The sequence below is a fragment of the Rhizobium sp. R339 genome, assembly GCF_002211395.1.
Lineage (GTDB): Bacteria > Pseudomonadota > Alphaproteobacteria > Rhizobiales > Rhizobiaceae > Rhizobium.
The window spans coordinates 181,298-197,870 of record NZ_LOKV01000002.1 but is presented as its reverse complement, the minus strand read 5'-3'; the positions used below and the strand labels follow the sequence as shown (position 1 = coordinate 197,870).

The 16,573-nt window shown below is 62.9% G+C and carries 16 protein-coding genes; 7 read left to right on the top strand and 9 right to left on the bottom strand.

Translation table 11 applies throughout. The features are described from left to right. Positions 1–6 precede the first annotated feature (6 nt). Positions 7–486 carry a pyridoxamine 5'-phosphate oxidase family protein gene (locus ATY76_RS06465; protein WP_088673952.1) on the top strand — a complete coding sequence of 160 codons (480 nt, stop codon included), beginning with the start codon at positions 7–9 and terminating at the stop codon, positions 484–486. Here the strand turns inward: ATY76_RS06465 and ATY76_RS06460 are convergent. Next, the gene (locus ATY76_RS06460) at positions 476–1,408 is read right to left on the bottom strand and encodes a LysR family transcriptional regulator (protein WP_088673951.1); all 933 of its coding nucleotides are present in this window, start codon (positions 1,406–1,408) and stop codon (positions 476–478) included. The two genes, ATY76_RS06465 and ATY76_RS06460, sit on opposite strands and share 11 nt — an antisense overlap. Before the next feature lie 96 nt (positions 1,409–1,504). Between ATY76_RS06460 and ATY76_RS06455 the strand changes: the two genes are divergently transcribed. After that, complete coding sequence (locus ATY76_RS06455; RefSeq protein WP_088673950.1) at positions 1,505–2,380, top strand: aldo/keto reductase family oxidoreductase; 876 nt, start codon at positions 1,505–1,507, stop codon at positions 2,378–2,380. A gap of 91 nt (positions 2,381–2,471) precedes the next feature. Here the strand turns inward: ATY76_RS06455 and ppk2 are convergent, their stop codons facing one another. Next, the gene (ppk2, locus tag ATY76_RS06450; protein ID WP_088673949.1) at positions 2,472–3,386 is read right to left on the bottom strand and encodes a polyphosphate kinase 2; all 915 of its coding nucleotides are present in this window, start codon (positions 3,384–3,386) and stop codon (positions 2,472–2,474) included. Between the two features lie 329 nt (positions 3,387–3,715). On the opposite strand from ppk2, the gene ATY76_RS06445 reads away from it, so the two are divergent. The 5 genes from ATY76_RS06445 (at position 3,716) to ATY76_RS06425 (ending at position 9,482) form a co-directional block, all read left to right on the top strand. Next, a complete protein-coding gene (locus ATY76_RS06445; RefSeq protein WP_088673948.1) occupies positions 3,716–5,590 on the top strand; it encodes an adenylate/guanylate cyclase domain-containing protein in 1,875 nt (624 codons plus the stop codon). A 118-nt stretch (positions 5,591–5,708) separates the two neighbouring features. Continuing rightward, positions 5,709–7,040 (top strand): hypothetical protein, encoded by a 1,332-nt coding sequence (locus ATY76_RS06440; protein WP_088673947.1) that lies wholly within the window; start codon positions 5,709–5,711, stop codon positions 7,038–7,040. Positions 7,041–7,048: 8 nt separating this feature from the next. Beyond that, the gene (locus ATY76_RS06435; protein WP_088673946.1) at positions 7,049–7,654 is read left to right on the top strand and encodes a hypothetical protein; all 606 of its coding nucleotides are present in this window, start codon (positions 7,049–7,051) and stop codon (positions 7,652–7,654) included. Positions 7,655–7,685: 31 nt separating this feature from the next. Continuing rightward, on the top strand, positions 7,686–8,060 hold the full coding sequence (locus ATY76_RS06430; protein ID WP_088673945.1) for a hypothetical protein: 375 nt from the start codon (positions 7,686–7,688) through the stop codon (positions 8,058–8,060). 237 nt (positions 8,061–8,297) lie between these two features. Further along, positions 8,298–9,482 (top strand): hypothetical protein, encoded by a 1,185-nt coding sequence (locus tag ATY76_RS06425; RefSeq protein WP_088673944.1) that lies wholly within the window; start codon positions 8,298–8,300, stop codon positions 9,480–9,482. Here ATY76_RS06425 and ATY76_RS06420 read toward each other — a convergent pair. Genes ATY76_RS06420 through ATY76_RS06390 form a run of 7 tightly spaced genes read right to left on the bottom strand, consistent with a single transcriptional unit; the run spans position 9,479 to position 16,560 of the window. Next, positions 9,479–10,492 (bottom strand): succinylglutamate desuccinylase/aspartoacylase family protein, encoded by a 1,014-nt coding sequence (locus ATY76_RS06420; protein ID WP_088673943.1) that lies wholly within the window; start codon positions 10,490–10,492, stop codon positions 9,479–9,481. The two genes, ATY76_RS06425 and ATY76_RS06420, sit on opposite strands and share 4 nt — an antisense overlap. A 20-nt stretch (positions 10,493–10,512) precedes the next feature. Further along, positions 10,513–10,857: a RidA family protein gene (locus tag ATY76_RS06415; protein WP_088673942.1), complete on the bottom strand. Its 345-nt coding sequence runs from the start codon at positions 10,855–10,857 to the stop codon at positions 10,513–10,515. A gap of 35 nt (positions 10,858–10,892) precedes the next feature. Then, positions 10,893–12,200, bottom strand: coding sequence for an alanine racemase (locus tag ATY76_RS06410; RefSeq protein ID WP_088673941.1), 1,308 nt, complete (start codon positions 12,198–12,200; stop codon positions 10,893–10,895). Next, positions 12,193–13,149, bottom strand: a complete 957-nt coding sequence (locus tag ATY76_RS06405; protein WP_088673940.1) for an amidohydrolase family protein — start codon at positions 13,147–13,149, stop codon at positions 12,193–12,195. The genes ATY76_RS06410 and ATY76_RS06405 overlap by 8 nt, the downstream gene beginning before the upstream one ends. Then, positions 13,146–14,087, bottom strand: coding sequence for an ABC transporter permease (locus ATY76_RS06400; RefSeq protein ID WP_088673999.1), 942 nt, complete (start codon positions 14,085–14,087; stop codon positions 13,146–13,148). Before ATY76_RS06400 ends, ATY76_RS06405 begins: the two co-directional genes overlap by 4 nt. After that, on the bottom strand, positions 14,084–15,049 hold the full coding sequence (locus ATY76_RS06395) for an ABC transporter permease (RefSeq protein WP_088673939.1): 966 nt from the start codon (positions 15,047–15,049) through the stop codon (positions 14,084–14,086). Before ATY76_RS06395 ends, ATY76_RS06400 begins: the two co-directional genes overlap by 4 nt. Further along, positions 15,046–16,560: a sugar ABC transporter ATP-binding protein gene (locus tag ATY76_RS06390; protein ID WP_088673938.1), complete on the bottom strand. Its 1,515-nt coding sequence runs from the start codon at positions 16,558–16,560 to the stop codon at positions 15,046–15,048. Before ATY76_RS06390 ends, ATY76_RS06395 begins: the two co-directional genes overlap by 4 nt. Positions 16,561–16,573 lie beyond the last annotated feature (13 nt).

The window sequence follows — 16,573 nt, the reverse complement described above, 5'->3', positions numbered from 1 at the left end:
AAGACGATGGCCGAATACGACGATGCAACAAGGGTATGGGAATTGCTCGAAAAGATCGGGTTTTGCATGCTGACGACCCGCAGCGGCGACGATCTCAGAGCCCGCCCGATGTCCGCCTACACCGAGCAGATCGAGAACGCGATCTATTTCCTTACGGACGTCGGCAGTCATAAGGACGATGAGATCGCCCGCTGGCCAAATGTGTGCCTGGCCTTTGCCGACACTAAGGGACAGAAGTATGTTTCCGTGTCCGGCACGGCCGAAGTCCAGAACGACCGCGAGAAGATCAGGGAATTATGGGCAACGCCGGCAAAGGCGTGGTGGGAGAATCCCGACGACCCATCCATTCGCATCCTCAGGGTCACCCCGTCCTCTGCCGAATATTGGGACAGTCCGGGCACCATCATCAGCTACATCAAGATGGCCGCCGCAGCGGTCTCGAACAACAAGCCCGACATGGGCGACAATGCCGAGGTTAAGCTTTGAGGCCAAGCTGCACCGGCGAGTTGCTCGACGTCTTGACGAAATCGATGAAGGCGCGGAGCGGGGCGGGCACCAGGCGGCGGCCGGGATAATAGAGGAACGGGCCGGAGAAGCCCTGCCACCATGGTTCGAGGATCGGCTCGAGCGCGCCGCTTTCGAGATGCGGGCGCAGCCAGTCCTCGAAGACGCAGATGATCCCTATGCCCGATATTGCCGCATCGACGGAAAGATCGGTCGCCCCGCCGACCCTGACGATCAACGGTCCGGAAGGTTCGACCCGGACCACTTCGCCGTCCCGCTCGAATTCCCACGGCGTCGTCAGCGCGCCGCTGGCGAAGCGGCCCAGCAGGCAGGCGTGGCCGAGCAGCTCGCTCGGATGCTGCGGCCGGCCGTGGCGATCGAGATAATCGGGAGAGGCGGCGGTGGCGAACCGTTGCACGCGCGGTCCGATCGGCACTGCGATCATATCCTGCTCCAGCCGCTCGTCGTAACGGATGCCGGCATCGCAGCCGGCGGCGAGCACATCGACGAAGCTCTCTTCGGTGACCACCTCCAGCCGGATATCAGGGTAGGTGGCCAGAAACCGGGGAATGATGGCCGGCAGCACCAGCCGCGCCGCGCTGACCGGTACATTGAGACGCAGCGAACCGGCCGGCTTGTCGCGAAAACCGTTGACGACGTCGAGGGCAGACTCCACCTCCGTCAAGGCCGGGCCGAGCCGCTCCAGCAAACCCTTGCCCGCCTCGGTCGGAACGACGCTGCGCGTCGTGCGATTGAGCAGTCTGACCCCGAGCTCGGCCTCCAGGCGACGTACTGCTTCGCTGAGAAAGGAGGCGCTGCTGCCGCTAACGCGTGCGCCCTCGCGAAAACCGCCGGCCCGTGCTACTGCGAGAAAGGCATTCAGATCTCCGAGATCGACCTTCATTGTTCGCCACTCCGCACAACCCGTGCGGATTATGCCTCATTTTCATACGGCCGGACAATGCTTAACTTGATGTCATCTCATCAAAGGAGTTTGATCATGTCTATTATCGACCAGTCCGGAACGTTCCCTATCGGCGACCGCCGCGTCAGACGGCTCGGTTACGGCGCCATGCAGCTTGCAGGCCCCGGCGTATTCGGTCCGCCACGGGATCATGATGCAGCCCTGGCGGTGCTGCGCGAAGCCGTTGCATCAGGCGTCAACCACATCGACACCAGCGACTTCTACGGCCCGCATGTCACCAACCGGCTCATTCGTGAGGCGCTTCACCCTTATCGCGACGATCTCGTGATCGTCACCAAGATCGGCGCACGGCGCGGCGCGGATGGATCTTGGATCCCGGCTTTCTCATCTGAGGAACTGATCCAGGCCGTGCACGACAACCTCCGCAATCTCGGAGTCGATGTGCTCGACGTCGTCAATCTCAGGATCGCCTTCAACCTGCATCATCCTGCGGAAGGATCGATCGAAGCGCCCCTGACGGTGCTTGCCGATCTTCAGCGGCAGGGCCTCGTCCGTCACGTGGGCCTAAGCAACGCCACCGCGCGGCAGATCGCCGAAGGCCGGGGGATCACCGAGATCGTCTGCGTGCAGAACCAGTACAATCTGGCGCATCGGGCCGACGATGCCGTGATCGACGATCTCGCGCGCGAAGGCACGGCCTATGTCCCATTCTTTCCGCTCGGCGGTTTCACGCCGCTGCAGTCGTCCACGCTCTCCGGCGTCGCCGCGCACCTTGAGGCCACGCCCATGCAAGTCGCACTTGCCTGGCTGCTGCGCCGCGCGCCGAATATCCTGCTGATCCCCGGCACCTCGTCCGTCAGTCATCTCAGGGAAAATCTCGCCGCCGCCGGGCTTACGCTGCCCGATGACGCCGTCGAGGAACTGAACCATATGGCTGATATCGCCGGCTGAGGCTCCGTGCGATCCAGCCGTAGTGCGGCATTCCCACGTGGCGCAGCCGCGTCACGTGGGAATATTGTGTTCAGCCCGTTGCGGCCATGCTTCAATAACGTTCGGGCACCTGCATTTCAGGCGGAACCGGCGCCCTGTTGTAGTCGGCGTGGCGGATGCGGTCCGGCAGCTCGATTTCCGGCTTCGGAACATCCTCGTAAGGGATCTGCTCGAGGAGATGGGCGATGCAGTTCAGCCGCGCCCGCTTCTTGTCCACGGCCTGCACCACCCACCAGGGCGCTTCCTTGGTGTGTGTGCGTGCCAGCATTTCTTCCTTGGCCTTGGTATATTCTTCCCAGTGGACACGGCTTTCCATATCCATCGGCGAAAGCTTCCATTGCTTCAGCGGATCGTGAATGCGCATCTTGAAGCGGAATTCCTGCTCCTCGTCGGTGATCGAAAACCAGTATTTGATCAGCACGATGCCGGAGCGCACGAGCATCCGTTCGAATTCCGGCACGGAACGGAAGAATTCCTCGAGTTCGTCGGGCGTGCAGAACCCCATCACGCGCTCGACACCGGCGCGGTTATACCAGCTCCGGTCGAAGAGCACGATCTCGCCGGCGGTCGGAAGATGCGGGACATAGCGCTGGAAATACCATTGGTGGCGTTCGCGCTCGGTGGGCGCGGGCAGCGCGACCGTCCGGCAGACACGCGGATTGAGCCGTTGCGTCACGCGCTTGATCGCGCCGCCCTTGCCGGCGGAATCCCGTCCTTCGAACAGCACGACCACTTTCAGTTGCTTGTGCTGAACCCAATCCTGCAGCCGCACCAATTCGTGCTGCAGCCGAAAGAGTTCCCGGAAATAGATCTTCCGCTCGAGCGTCTGCTCGGCCGGTTCCGACATTCCCTCGGCGACCAGATCGTCCAGCCGGTCCTCCTCCATCTGCATTTCCAGCTCCTCATCGAAGCTGTCGGCGATTTCGGCCTTTATCCGGCTGAGCTGGTCCTGATGTGTTTGAGACATGGGTTTTTCCTTCCTGCTTTTGTTGACAGGAGCATGTCAGTGCGAAGCTTATATGACGGCCACTGATCGAAGCTGAAACGGTTACCCGCGCCCGTCGTTCCAAGCGCCTTAAAGCTGCCCTGTCCGCTTCAGCATCATGCATCTGCTTCATTGGACGGCCGGAACTGCGCAGGTGGTCACCCGGCCGCAAATTGCCGCCCTCTCCCACACCTGAAGTTCTTGCGGCCAAGAGGGAGATTTTAGTTGTCAGTAATATAATCGTCCGGCAACATTACTGACTGGCTGCTAGAATTGAGAAGTATTGCCACCAGCGCGTTGGGGAGACGGGCATGTGCGCAGAGCTTGTTGAACGTCGGCTGGCGGCTATTCTGGCTGCCGATGTGGTGGGCTACAGCCGGCTCCTCGAAGCCAATGAGGAGGAGACGCTCAACGCCCTTCGTCAGCATCGCCGGGAACTCTTCGATCCTGCTGTCGCAACCCATGGCGGACATATCATCAAGGTCATGGGCGATGGCTTCCTGGTCGAATTCGGCAGCGTGCTGAGCGCCGCGCGCTGCGCGGTCGAAATCCAGCGCGGCATGCTGGAGCGCAACATAGGGATTCCCGCGGACAGGCATTTTGCGTTCCGGATAGGCTTGAATCTCGGCGACATCGTCTTCGATGAGGACGATTTTCATGGCGACGGCATCAATGTGGCGGTCCGGCTGCAGGCTCTTGCAGCTCCCGGCGGCATTGCCTGTTCGGCGGCCGTGCGCCACGAAGTCGCAAACAAGCTCGGTCTCGATTTCGCAGACCAGGGCGCCATGACCGTCAAGAACATCTCCCGTCCGGTCCATGTCTATTTTGCCGATTGGGGCAATGCCGCCTCCGCTGAGCAGGTTCCGCTTACCGCAGGCGGGCACACGCGGGCACCCATCAGCAAGCCATCGGTCGCCATCCTGCCATTTGCCAATATCAGCAGCGATCCCGGGCAGGATTTTTTCAGTGACGGCATCACCGAAGATCTCATCACCGATCTGTCGAATGTCTCAGGCCTGTTCGTATTGAGCCGCAACACCGTCTTCACCTGGAAAGGCCGGAGCGAAAATCTGCAGCGCATCGCGGGCGAACTCGGCGTTGCCTATATCGTGGAGGGCAGCGTCCGCAAGGCGGGCAACCATGTCAGGATCAATGCCGAATTGATCGAAGCGGCCAATGACGGCCACGTCTGGGCCGCGCGTTACGACCGCGACCTCACCGACATCTTCGAAGTACAGGACGAGATCGCGAAGGCGATCGTCGAGCAGCTCAAGGTCAAGCTGCTGCCCGAGGAGAAGAAGGCAATCGAGCAGGCGCCGACGGGCAATGTCGAAGCCTATACGCACTTCCTCAGAGGGCGCGAATACTACCATATCGCCTCGCGCTCGAACCATCTCATGGCCAGGCAGAGCTTCGCCAGAGCCATCGAATTGGACCCAGGCTATGCCCGCGCCTATGCCGGTATCGCGGTCTGCGACGCGCGTCTGCGGTCCCAGTTCGGGGCGGAAATTTCGGTGGAGGAGATTCTCGCGAACACCGCGAGAGCGCTCGTCATCGACCCCAATCTGGCGGAAGCACATGCGGCCAAGGGGTTTGCATTGGCGGTCGCAGGCGATCGCGCTGAGGCGGTGTCTGCCTTCGTGCAGGCTTTGTCGCTCGATGCGAATTGCCACGAGGCCAACAGGTACTATGCCGAATTTTGCGTCACCGAAGGTCAGTTCGAACTCGCGGCGACGTATTTTCAGCGCGCAATGGAAATCAAGCCCGCCGATTATGGCGCGCCGATCATGCTCGTGAATGTCCTTCGCTCGCTCGGGCAAATAGACAAGGCCAGCAGCTATGCCCGGATCGCATTGAAAAGGGCGGAGGAAGAGCTGCGGCTGCATCCCGAGAATGCCAATGTTGCCTGCCTAGGAGCGACCGCGCTCGCCTTTCTCGGTCTCCGCGACATGGCGCTGGAATGGTTGGCCCGCTCTTTGGCGACGGATCCCAGCGACATCAACATCCAATACAATGCCGCCTGTACTTATGCCCTGCTTGGCGAAATCGACCGAGCGATAGACCTGCTCGAGGTCTGGATGCCGCAAGTCGGCATCGAAATGCGGCTGTGGTTCAAAAACGATTCCGATCTCGATCCCATTCGCAGTCACCCCCGCTATCTGAAATTGGTCGAGCTGTCTGAATAACGCCCGGCCCACCCGTCAGCTTCGCACCTAATGCTATTTCATTACTTGCTAATCTTCTTCGTGACGCCGAAGATCAACTTAAAATGGCATCATAAAAGTCTTGTGAGGGGGGATGCGGATGGGCACCCGGTTCAGACTTTTTGTACAGCCTCCATTCGAAGATGCTCGGTCCAGCCCCGAGGTCGTTGAAGTATCGTCTCCGGCTGGCAGCCTGGCCGCCGGTCCGGCCGACGATCGCATGTTTGTCGTGGAGCCGGTCGGCAAGACCGGTCCCTACGGCGTGAACCGCGGGCCGCTCGGAACGCCCTATATGTTTCTGCCGCCCTGGACCGGAAAAATTCTCGAGCCGGCCGCCCCCGACGAGCGCGGCAATTTCGACTATCTCCGGCCTTCGGTGCCCGGCTTTCAAGCCGCACACGTCTTCGGCTGCGTACGCTTCACTCTGGATGTATGGGAGCGCTATCTCGGCCAGCCGCTGACCTGGCATTTTCGCGATCATTACGATCGCTTGGAAATCTCCATTTTGCCGCGATGGAACAACGCTCAGTACGGCTATGGTTTCCTCGAAGTCGGCAGCCAGTTCGAGAGGGATGGACGCATCCTTCCCTTCAGTCTGGATTTCGACGTCATCGCTCATGAGGTGGGGCACGCGATCATCTTCAGCGTCCTCGGCGTGCCGCGTCCTGGAACCGAGTACCCGGAATATCTTGGTTTCCAGGAGGCTTTCTCCGATTGCGTGTCGCTGATCGCGGCCATGCATTTTCCATCCGTGATCGACAATGTTCTTGCGGAGACACGCGGCAACCTCCACCGCGCAAATCGCCTCTCACGCTTTTCGGAGTTCTCGCCGCATCGACAGATACGTTCGGCAAACAACAAAAGGACGATGCGCGAGTTCGCGCGCGGCTGGAAGGACGAGCATGAGCTCTCGCAGCCGCTCACCGGTGCGATATTCGATATACTCGTCGATATCTTTCATGAGAGCCTCGTGGCGCGCGGCCTGATCTCGCGGGCGGTTGAAGATCTCGCAGATATTGCCGAGTTCGATCCGGTCGCCGAGGCGTCCGTGCAGCATGCTTTTGACCGCGCTTTTGCACTGAATTCGGATGGATTTGTCGAAGCGCTGCTCGATGCACGGGACATTGCCGGCACATATCTGGCGGAAACCCTATGGGCTCTTGCCCCTGATTTTCTGGAGTATGGCGACGTTGCCGAAACGATGCTTGCCATCGATCGGCAGGAAAGCGGCGGCCAGTTCGCTGGCATTATCACCGGAAATTTCAAGCAACGGGCGATCGGCAAGCTACATGCCGGGGCGCACCTCAAGGGCGGCGAGCATCGCAGCCATGTTCACTCTGCGCGGATCCTGCTGCCGATGGATCATCTGGATCTTCCCAAGATGAGCTATCGCGAGAGAGTTCTGCTGTCGAGATCAGGCATCGGTCAATAATCAGCTAGATGGAGGCAGACGTGGCAGACAACGAAACCTTGCTCGGCATATCGGCGATACATCTATTCGGGCGCCCACTGAGTGATCTGATCCTGAGGGGCGGCCCCATCTATCAGAACCTGAGCGTGCCCATAGCGGGAAGAAACAATTTCCTGAGGGACCAGCTTGGTGCGGCCGACGCAGTTCTGGCGCGCATCTTCGCTTTCTCCTTCGAGGGGGCCTTCATCGAACTTGGCCGGCCGGCGATCTTCGTCGTGCACGGTCCCGGGGCCGATCCAAACGATCCACCTCCGAGGAACGTGGGTGGTGATATCGAATATGACCGATTGTACCGGTCTCCCGGTTCGAGTGCACGAACCGGCCTTGGATCCCAATTCGGCGCCCTCGCCAAGGACATGCGGGTCTGGATTTATGACAAGGGCGACGTTTCGATGAGGCTCGATGCCGAAGCGGGAACCTTTGAGCAAATCCTGCTGTCGGTCGAGGTTTCTGCCGATCCCCGAGGGATGACGAGCGGCGCAATGTCCAGATCGGGCGGCGCTCTGTCCCGCTCCGGCGGCGTGATGTCACGATCGGGCGGGTTCATTCCTCGCAGATCGAGCGACAACGACTAATCCAATATGAAGACGCACCAGGGAGGACAATATGCCTACCGTAACTCCCAAAGTTACAATCGATCGCTTCGAGCCCGAGGTTGTGGTTGCTCCATTACTGGTTCGAACGCCATTTAAGATCATCGGCACTGGCCTTAGCAATGAGATATATGTGTATATATCTACTCAACCAAACGGCAGTGACGATATTTCAAATCCAACTGCCAGCGCGAAGGAAGAGGATCACAAAATAAAAATCTCTAAAGATCCTTCCGCCTCGAGCACAGATAAAGTGCTGTCACTAATTGTTAAGCCGGAGCTTGATGCAGGCCCTTTCACCGAGGAAACGGTTTTTTTTATCGCTGTAAAACTGGGTGATGTTAAAGGGAGTTTTCAAGACGCATTGAAACCATTCAAGCTTGTCTGACTTTCGACATCACCTTCTCAGTGCGGGGTGAGGCTTGCCGACTTGGTAGCGTCGTCAGGCGCTTTCTGGCACCTGAGGCAATACATGGATTACACGGCGCGGCGCGCGGGAGCAGTCGCCTGCGACCGGGGCGACTTTACCGTCGGAATGCCTGCGCAGACGCTGCTCCAAAGATCGGTCTGGACACTATTATGGACACGTGTTCTATGAAGTGGACAGACTCGACGGGAGCGCAGCATGCATCTTTCCATGTGGACTTACCCCTGGGACATTCAGGACCAGGGGCTTGAGGCGATTGCAGGCGAGCTCCGCGACCGGGCCGGGCTCAACACCGTCAGCATGGCGACGTCCTACCATGCCGGCCGCTTCCTGCAGCCGCGGAGCCCGAAGCAGAAGGCCTATTTCCCTGAGGACGGGACGGTCTACTTCCGGCCGGACGAAAGCCTCTGGCAGGATAAGGTGATCCGGCCGCTGATGGCCGGCAATGTCGGCGAGCGCGGCGACATGCTGGAGGCGCTCGTCAAGGGACGTGAGAAGACAGGCCTCAAGGTTTCCTGCTGGACCGTCTGCCTTCACAATAGCCGCCTCGGCATGCTGCATCCCGATCATGTGACGCGCAACGCCTTCGGCAATGCCAATTATTACAATCTCTGTCCCTCCAGCCCGGCGGCGAGGGACTATGTCGTCACCCTTGTTCGCGACATTACGACGAACTACCGGCCCGATATGGTGGAGCTGGAGAGCCCGAACTTCATGGGCTTCGCGCACGAATATCATCACGAGAAAGACGGCGTCGGCCTGAATGCCGAAGACGACTTCCTGTTGTCGCTGTGTTTCTGCGACCATTGCACGGCGCGCGCCGGAAAGGCGGGGGTGCCGGTCGAGGGCGCGCGCCGAACGGTCGCGCACTTCATCGCGGAGTTTTGCGAGCGAGCCATCCCTGAACGGCAGTTCCCGGATTTCCCGGCCGCCGGCATCGATGCCTTCCGCGATCATCCCGATCTGCATGCCTTTCTCGCGTGGCGCAGCGAGCCGGTGACCAGCCTGATCGGCGAGATCAAGGCAGCGGCCGATCCGGCGAGCCGCATCGTGCTCATCGACCTCAAGGATGGCTGGCTCGGCGGCGTCGATCTCGCAGCCGCCGGCAAGCTCTGCGACGGGGTGATCCTCTGCTGCTACGAAATGCAGCCGGATGCCGTCGGCGATGTCATCCGCACCGGCCGGGCGGCGATCGGTCCGGAAAAGTTCCTCGGGGTCGGGCTTCGCGTCTTCTATCCCGAGGTCGGCGGACCGACGATCCTTGCGGCACGCGCCAAGGCGGCCGTCGATGCCGGCGCCGATGGCGTGAACTTCTACAATTACGGGCTCATCCCGGCAAAGCGGCTGGACTGGGTCAGGGCGGCCGTCGACGCGATCGGCTAAGCCGCGATGGGTTCGGCAACCTGGATCAGGCAGTCGCCGGCCTGGCTGTCGCAATGCAGCCTGTGGGAGATGACGATACCGCCCTCTGCGAAGCGCAATTCCTCCTCGGGCTGCTCTGGCCGTTCCAGGTCGTGATACCACCCGGCGAGATCGCTGCCGGAAACGGTCGCGCCAAGTGCAGCGGCCGGCTCGAACCAGCCTCTGCGGTTGGCATAGATGCCCTGGCTGTGGCGGGACAGTGAAAGCAACTGCAACGGTCCCGGTTCGGAGAGCGGCACGCGCGACAGGACCGGACGCCCGACGATGCCGAGCGCCTGGAGCAGCCGGTCGATGGCCGCCGCCGTGAACGCCATCGTCTCTGATGTCACCGTGCCGCCGCCGCCGAATTCGCCGGAAAGGCCGATGGTTCCGGACCGCGCAGCAGCCCCCATGGAGGTCGGCGCCGCCGCCCCGTTGTCGGCGATGAAGGCATGTGACGCACCGAGCGCGCGCAGCAGCGAGAGGGACCACTCGAAGCGCGCGGCATCGGCCTGCCGCTCGATCAGCGTGCAGGGCAGGTGGGCCATCGACGTGCCGCCGGAGTGCAGGTCGAACGTGACATCGTGCCGGGGAAAAAGTTCGTGCTCGAGGAAATGCGCTAGGCGCGCCGTCGGTGAGCCCACGGGATCGCCCGGAAAGGCGCGATTGAGGTTGCCGCCGTCAAAGGGCGAGCAGCGCCTGGCCGCCATCACCGCCGGCAGGTTCGCCATCGGCAGGATGGTGACGGCGCCGCGGATTTCATTGACATCAAGCAGGCGCATCAGCCGGGCGAGTTGCAGCTCGCCCTCATATTCGTCGCCATGATTGCCCGCCATCAGCAGCAGCGACGGCCCTTCGCCATTTTTCAGGCGAAGGATCGGAATGCGGATCTGATAATAGGGTGAACGGTCGATCGAATAGGGAATGGCGAGGTGGCCGGCCTGCCGGCCCTCGCGCGAAAAATCGATCGGATTGACGAGGCCGCTGTGCATGATGTCTCCAATGCGGGCTGTCAGAGTGCCGCGACCGCCGTCATTTCGACGCGCAGATCAGGATCGGCGAGACGAGCTTCGGTGCAGGCGCGAGCCGGCGGGTTTTCGATATCGATCCAGCTGTCGTAAACGCCGTTCATCGCCTCGAAATCGGTGATGGCAGGCAGAAAGACGTTGACGGCGAGGAGGCGGGAACGGTCGGTGCCGGCTTGCTGCAAAAGCGCGTCGATCTTGCCGAGCACGTCGCGGGTCTGCTCCTCGATATCAGCCTTTCGATTTTCCGCCACTTGGCCGGCGATATAGACGAGCCCGCCATAGCTGACGGCCTGGCTCATGCGCGAGCCTTTCTGGTAACGCTGGATCATGCAGGTTTTCCTTTTCTTGCTTTTGGAGGGAGGGTTCAGCCGAAGCTGGTGAGATAGGCCGCCGTCACCGAATGATCGGGGTCGAGGCCGTAGAGGATGGCATGCCGGTCGAGACAGGTGCAGGGATGCGAAATGCCGAACTCGATGACGTCGCCGACCGAGACGTCGCTGCCCTCGGCAAGCGCGATAAATGCGTGCTGATCGTTGAGGCGAAACACCTCTGCGCTATCGAGACCGGCGAGACGAACGCCATTGCGATAAAGCGCCAAGGGCCGCGGCAGGCCCTGGTCCATCGCCACATCGCGCAGGCCCATGCCCGCAATCGCCAGCCCTGGCTCCGGCCGGGAGAGGACCTCGGCCCAGAGCCTGAGCGCCGGGCGGAACCCGGCTGCGGCGGACACCGTCTTGCCGCCGATCTGCAAACCGCCGCGCGCATCGAGGCCGGCAAGTCCGCGCTCGTAGATGCCGTGATCGTGGAAGAAGATCGCGCCGCTGCGCAGCACGAGCCGGCAGGCAGGATCGGCCGCGACCACGGCTGAAAGCCGCGCGACTACGATATCGAAAAACACCGAGCCGCCTGATGTGACGAGGAGGGGCCGTTCATTGCCAATGCGGGCGCGCACCTTGGGCAGGAAACCTGATGTCATCGCCATCAGCGCGTCGATGTGCAGCCCCGTCTCTTCCGGATCGGCCGTGGCGGCCGCGCCCTCATAGGCGGCGATGCCGGTCAGGCGGAAGGCCGGCGTCTCTGCGGCAAGGATCGCATCCAGAATGGCCGCTGCGGCTTCCACGCTGCGCAGACCGGCGCGGCCGGCGCCGAATTCCACCAGCAGGCCGAGAGGCGGCAGGTTTTCGCGTTCCTGCCATGCCGACCGGAGAGCTTCGACGAGCGCCGTCGAATCTACGAAAACATGCAGTTCCGCATCGGGATAATGGCCGACAAGCGCCGCAAGCCGGCGGGCGGCGGCAACCCCGCCGATCTCGTTGGCAAGGATCAGCCGGCGCTGTCCCGCCTTGAGCATGACGGCGGCCTGGCGGATATCGGCAACCGTCGTGCCCCAGGCGCCGGCCGCCAGCAGCGCGTCCGCCAGCGCCGTCGACATCGGCGTCTTGGCATGCGGGGCGATTTCGACGCCATGGCTTTTCACATAGGCCATCATCAGCTCGACATTGCCTGCGAAGGCTTGCCGGTCGAGCGAGATCAGCGGTAGAGCCATCCTGCTGTCATAGGGCTTCCATCCTTGCATTCCCACGGCCTCGAGCGGCAGCGGCGGATGGCCCGGCGGAAAACCGCGCACCCGTTCGTCGATCAATCCCTTTTCCCCAGCATGAAGGTCAGACATGGCGGCCTCTCAGATCCTCGACCGCGTCTGTAATGGCGAGGCGATAGGTGTCGTTGGCGGTGGCAAAGAAGAGCGCTCGCTGCTCGTCGTAAGAGAGCTCAGCGGCGACGATGCGAAAAACCTGATAGATCTCGTCGAAGGAGGCGTGCAGGCCGGCGACCGGAAAATCGCTCGCGAACATGGCGCGCGCCGGGCCGAAACAATCGAGGCAATGGTCGATCACCGGCCGCAGGCTTTCGAGCGTCCAGTCGTTGTCATAGGCGACAAGGTCGGAAATCTTCAGCCGAACATTCGGCTCGCCGCCGAGCGCCCGCAGGCCGCGGCGCCAGAGGGCCATGCCGTCCTCGGTGCGATCGGCGGGGCTGCCGCCGTGATTGAGCACGAAAAGCGTTTGCGGAAAGGCGCGAACGAGGTCGAGCGCCTCGTCCATCTGCCAGGGATAGAGCATCAGGTCGAAGACCAGCCCGAGCCGAGCCACCTCGGCGAGGCCCGCCCGCCAGGCAGGATCGCCCATCCGGCCGGCGCGCGCCGCGAAGCTCTTCGCCGGCTCCGGGTGCCAGCTGACGACGTCGCGGATACCGACGACGTTGGGATTTTCTGCTTCCGCCGCCAGCAGGCGTATGGCGTCCGGTCCGTCGAGAGGAGCGCGCGCGATATACCGGCGCGCCACGCCGGACGTGCGGTCGAGGCCATCCAGCCAGCGGCTCTCTTCCAGCAGGTGCGCATCGGACCAGCCGGCCTCCACATGCACGGTCGCAACCACATTCTGGCGCGCGGCATCGGCACGATAGTCGTCGACGCCGTAGTCGCGCAGGATCGGCGCCAAGCTTCCGAACACCATCTCCTCACCTGAAGCCCGTGCTTTCTGAAGCCAGGGATGGCGCTGCAGGCTGAGGTCCCAGAGATGGTGATGCGGGTCGATCACCGGCCCGTCATAGCGCTCCGTCATCTTCGCGCCTCGCGGCCGGATACGAGCAGGAGCGCAAGGATCAGCGTGCCGAACATGATCGACCGCCAGCCGGGCGAAGCGTTGACGACGGTGATCAGCGCCGTCGTCGTCACGAGCAGGATCGCCCCCGGGATGGTTCCGGCATAGGTGCCGCGGCCGCCGAGGATGGAGGTGCCGCCGAGCACGACGGCGGCAATCGACGTCAGCAGATAAGGGTCGCCGATGCCGACATAACCTTGCCGGTTCATCCCCAGCACGAGAATGCCGGTAAGCCCGGCAAAAAAGCCGGACAGCGTATGGACGATCAGCGTGTTGCGCGTGACGCTGACGCCGGAAAGCCGGGCGGCGAGCGGGTTCGCGCCAAGCGCCAGGAAGCGCGCGCCGATCGGCATGCGGTGGATGAGCAGCAGGACGACGGCCGAGACGACGAGCCAGAGGATGATGCCGGCCGGGATGCCGAGCGGCCGCGACTGTCCGAGCAGAATGACCGCCGGATTGCTGACGGTGACCGCGCTGCCGCCGGCGACGATGACGAGCAGGCCCTGCAGGAAGGTCGCCATGGCGAGCGTCATGATGATCGGCGGGACGCGGAGATAGGCGGCCCCCGCACCGTTCAGGAACCCGATGCCGGTGGCGATGGCAAGGGCCGCCGCAATGCCGGTGAGGCCGGTCGGGTCCCATGCGGGCGAAATCAGCGGCAGCAGGATCGCGGTGACGGTTATGACCGCACCGACGGAAAGGTCGATGCCACCCATCAGGATGACGAGCGTCTGGCCGGCAGCGACGATGCCGATGACCGCGGCGAGTTCCAGCAGGTAGCGCAGGTGGCCGTAAGCGCCGAAACCGCGCAGCGTGAAGCTTGCGACGATCCAGACGAGCGCGACCAGAAGGAAGGTCAGAAGCGGCGGATTGCGGAACGCGGATCTGACGATGTTCATCGCCTTGCCCTCCACTGTGCGAGAAGTTCCGGAACGGCGACCGCGCCGACGATGATCAACCCTTGCGCGACATATTGCGCAACCGGCGGGAAGCCCAGGAAGAACATGACGTTGATCATGACCGAAAGCAGCAGGCTGCCGCAGATCGCGCCGCGCATCGTGCCCTTGCCGCCGAGAAAGCCGACACCGCCGAGCACGGCGGCGGCGATCGAGTTCAGCGTGAAAGGCGTGCCGATCACAGGATCGCCCGAGCCGGTCTGCGCGGCGACGAAGAGACCGGTCAGCGCCGCGAGAAGGCCGGAGAGCGCGAAGGCTGCGACCTTCACCCGCTCGACCGGCACACCGGAGCGGAACGCGCCGACCGGATTGTCGCCGGCCGCATAGATGCCGAGGCCGAGCGGCGTGGCGAGAAAGGCTTTCCAGAGCGCCAGGATCACGACAAGCAGCAGAAAGGCGACGGGCGTGTGGCCGGCGAGCGTGGTCGACAGCCAATCGGGAATGGCCCCGCCCGGTCGCGGCAGCAGGATGAGTGCGACGCCGCTGATGATGAAGGAGCCGGCCAGCGTGACGATGATCGCCGGCAATCTCAGATGCGTGACGATGACGCCGATAATGGCACCGATCGCAAGACCGGCGGCAGCGACCGCCAGAACGCCTCCGGGCACGCCGAGCGCCCCTTCCATCGTCGTCGCGGCGATCACTGCGCCGAGACTGACGAGCGGACCGATCGCCAGCGTGATGCCGCCGTTCAGCATCAGCAGCGCCTGCGCCATGGTCACGAGCGCGAGCGGAAACCAGTTCTGCGTGAACTTGGAAAATCCGCCGATCGAAAGAATGCCGGGAAAGAGAACGGCATAGAGGATAAGAAAAGCCGCGACGACGAGGTAGAGGCCGCCGAGGCCGCGGTTGCGGCGAAGCTGGATCGAGCCGTAGAGCCGGCCGGAAGACGAAATCGTGCTCATGCCGCCTCTCCCTGTGTCGCGGTCGCAATGCCCATGGCCGCGCCGACGATCGCCCCTTCGCTGATTGAGTCACCCGACAGCGTCGCGGCAACGCGCCCTTCGCGCAGAACCACGACGCGGTCGCAGAGATGGACGAGTTCCGGCGTGTCGGAACTGGCGAGAATGACGAGCCGCCCCTCGGCGGCGAAGGCGCGCAGCATGAGGTAGATTTCCCGCTTGGTCTCGATGTCGACGCCGCGCGTCGGATCGTTGAGGAGCAGAACGGAGGGATCGAGCGGCAGCCATTTGGCGAGCGCCACCTTCTGCTGGTTGCCGCCGGAAAGCGCCTGCACCGGGCGGGCCGTATCGCCCTTGATCGTCAGGCGGCGCGCGAGATCGGCGACCAGGCCGGTTTCCGCCGGCCGGTCACGCAAACCCTTGCGGGCGAGCCGCCCGAGCGAGGGCAGGATCAGATTGGAGGCGATGGAATGCGGCAGCACCAGCCCTTCGTGCTTGCGGTCGGCCGGGACATAGACGATGCCCGCCGCATTCGCTTCGCCGACATGGGCGGGCAGGCCGGGCTTGCCTGATATCTCCGCTTGGGCGGCGGAGGCAGGGATCGCGCCGTAAAGGCCGAGCAGCAGGTCTTCCTGCCCTTGTCCCACAAGTCCGCCGATGCCGACGATCTCGCCGGCGCGGGCGGAAAAACCGATCTGGCGCACCATGCCGGCGGAGAAATCCTCGACGCTGATGCGCGTCGCCCCGGGCTTGGCGGCGACACGCGGCGGAAACAGATCGCCGGTCTCGCGGCCGACCATGAGGCGCACCAGCCCTTCGCCATCGATGCCGAAGAGCGACTGATCCGCCGTGACACCGCCATCCTTCAGCACCGTGACACGCGAGCAAAGCGCCTGCACTTCATTCAGGCGGTGGGAAATATAGAGAAGCGCGGTACCGCGGTCCCTCAGCGTACCGATCAGGCCGGCAAGAATACCGGCCTCATGCGCGGAGAGGGACGAGGTCGGCTCGTCCAGAATGAGCACGCGCGGCTTGCGGAACAGCGCCTTGGCGATCTCCACCATCTGGCGGCGGCCGAGCGCGAGATCGGCGACCGGCATGTCGAGCGGCTCGGTGAGCCCCACCATGTCGCAGACCTCCCGCACGCCACGATGCAGCGCTTTGTAATCGATCAGGCCGAACCGGCGCGGAAAGGCGCCGAGCCCGATGTTTTCGGCAATCGACAGGCTGGCCGTCAGGCTCAGTTCCTGCTGAACCACCGCGATGCCGGCCGCGCGCGCCGCCGCCGGGCTGAAGCGCCCGGCGGGCTTGCCATCGACGAAAATGGATCCGCTGTCCGGCTGGAGGGCGCCGGACAGCAGGTTGATCAGCGTCGATTTGCCGGCGCCGTTCTCGCCGAGCAGGGCGTGAACCCTGCCCGGCAGAAGGGCGATGTCGACGCCCTTCAGAACGGGATTGCCGAAAAATCCCTTGAACACCTGCCGGGCTTCCAGCAGGGGCTTTTGTTCCGTCATGACGGCAGCCCTC

Excerpts from the sequence above, each read along its gene's own strand:
- ATY76_RS06390 (WP_088673938.1), bottom strand. The coding sequence starts at position 16,560 with ATGACGGAACAAAAGCCCCTGCTGGAAGCCCGGCAGGTGTTCAAGGGA.
- ATY76_RS06395 (WP_088673939.1), bottom strand. The coding sequence starts at position 15,049 with ATGAGCACGATTTCGTCTTCCGGCCGGCTCTACGGCTCGATCCAGCTT.
- ATY76_RS06425 (WP_088673944.1), top strand. The coding sequence starts at position 8,298 with ATGCATCTTTCCATGTGGACTTACCCCTGGGACATTCAGGACCAGGGG.
- ATY76_RS06435 (WP_088673946.1), top strand. The coding sequence starts at position 7,049 with ATGGAGGCAGACGTGGCAGACAACGAAACCTTGCTCGGCATATCGGCG.
- ATY76_RS06415 (WP_088673942.1), bottom strand. The coding sequence starts at position 10,857 with ATGATCCAGCGTTACCAGAAAGGCTCGCGCATGAGCCAGGCCGTCAGC.
- ATY76_RS06460 (WP_088673951.1), bottom strand. The coding sequence starts at position 1,408 with ATGAAGGTCGATCTCGGAGATCTGAATGCCTTTCTCGCAGTAGCACGG.
- ATY76_RS06400 (WP_088673999.1), bottom strand. The coding sequence starts at position 14,087 with ATGAACATCGTCAGATCCGCGTTCCGCAATCCGCCGCTTCTGACCTTC.
- ATY76_RS06440 (WP_088673947.1), top strand. The coding sequence starts at position 5,709 with ATGGGCACCCGGTTCAGACTTTTTGTACAGCCTCCATTCGAAGATGCT.
- ATY76_RS06465 (WP_088673952.1), top strand. The coding sequence starts at position 7 with ATGGCCGAATACGACGATGCAACAAGGGTATGGGAATTGCTCGAAAAG.
- ppk2 (WP_088673949.1), bottom strand. The coding sequence starts at position 3,386 with ATGTCTCAAACACATCAGGACCAGCTCAGCCGGATAAAGGCCGAAATC.
- ATY76_RS06420 (WP_088673943.1), bottom strand. The coding sequence starts at position 10,492 with ATGCACAGCGGCCTCGTCAATCCGATCGATTTTTCGCGCGAGGGCCGG.
- ATY76_RS06430 (WP_088673945.1), top strand. The coding sequence starts at position 7,686 with ATGCCTACCGTAACTCCCAAAGTTACAATCGATCGCTTCGAGCCCGAG.
- ATY76_RS06455 (WP_088673950.1), top strand. The coding sequence starts at position 1,505 with ATGTCTATTATCGACCAGTCCGGAACGTTCCCTATCGGCGACCGCCGC.
- ATY76_RS06405 (WP_088673940.1), bottom strand. The coding sequence starts at position 13,149 with ATGACGGAGCGCTATGACGGGCCGGTGATCGACCCGCATCACCATCTC.
- ATY76_RS06445 (WP_088673948.1), top strand. The coding sequence starts at position 3,716 with ATGTGCGCAGAGCTTGTTGAACGTCGGCTGGCGGCTATTCTGGCTGCC.
- ATY76_RS06410 (WP_088673941.1), bottom strand. The coding sequence starts at position 12,200 with ATGTCTGACCTTCATGCTGGGGAAAAGGGATTGATCGACGAACGGGTG.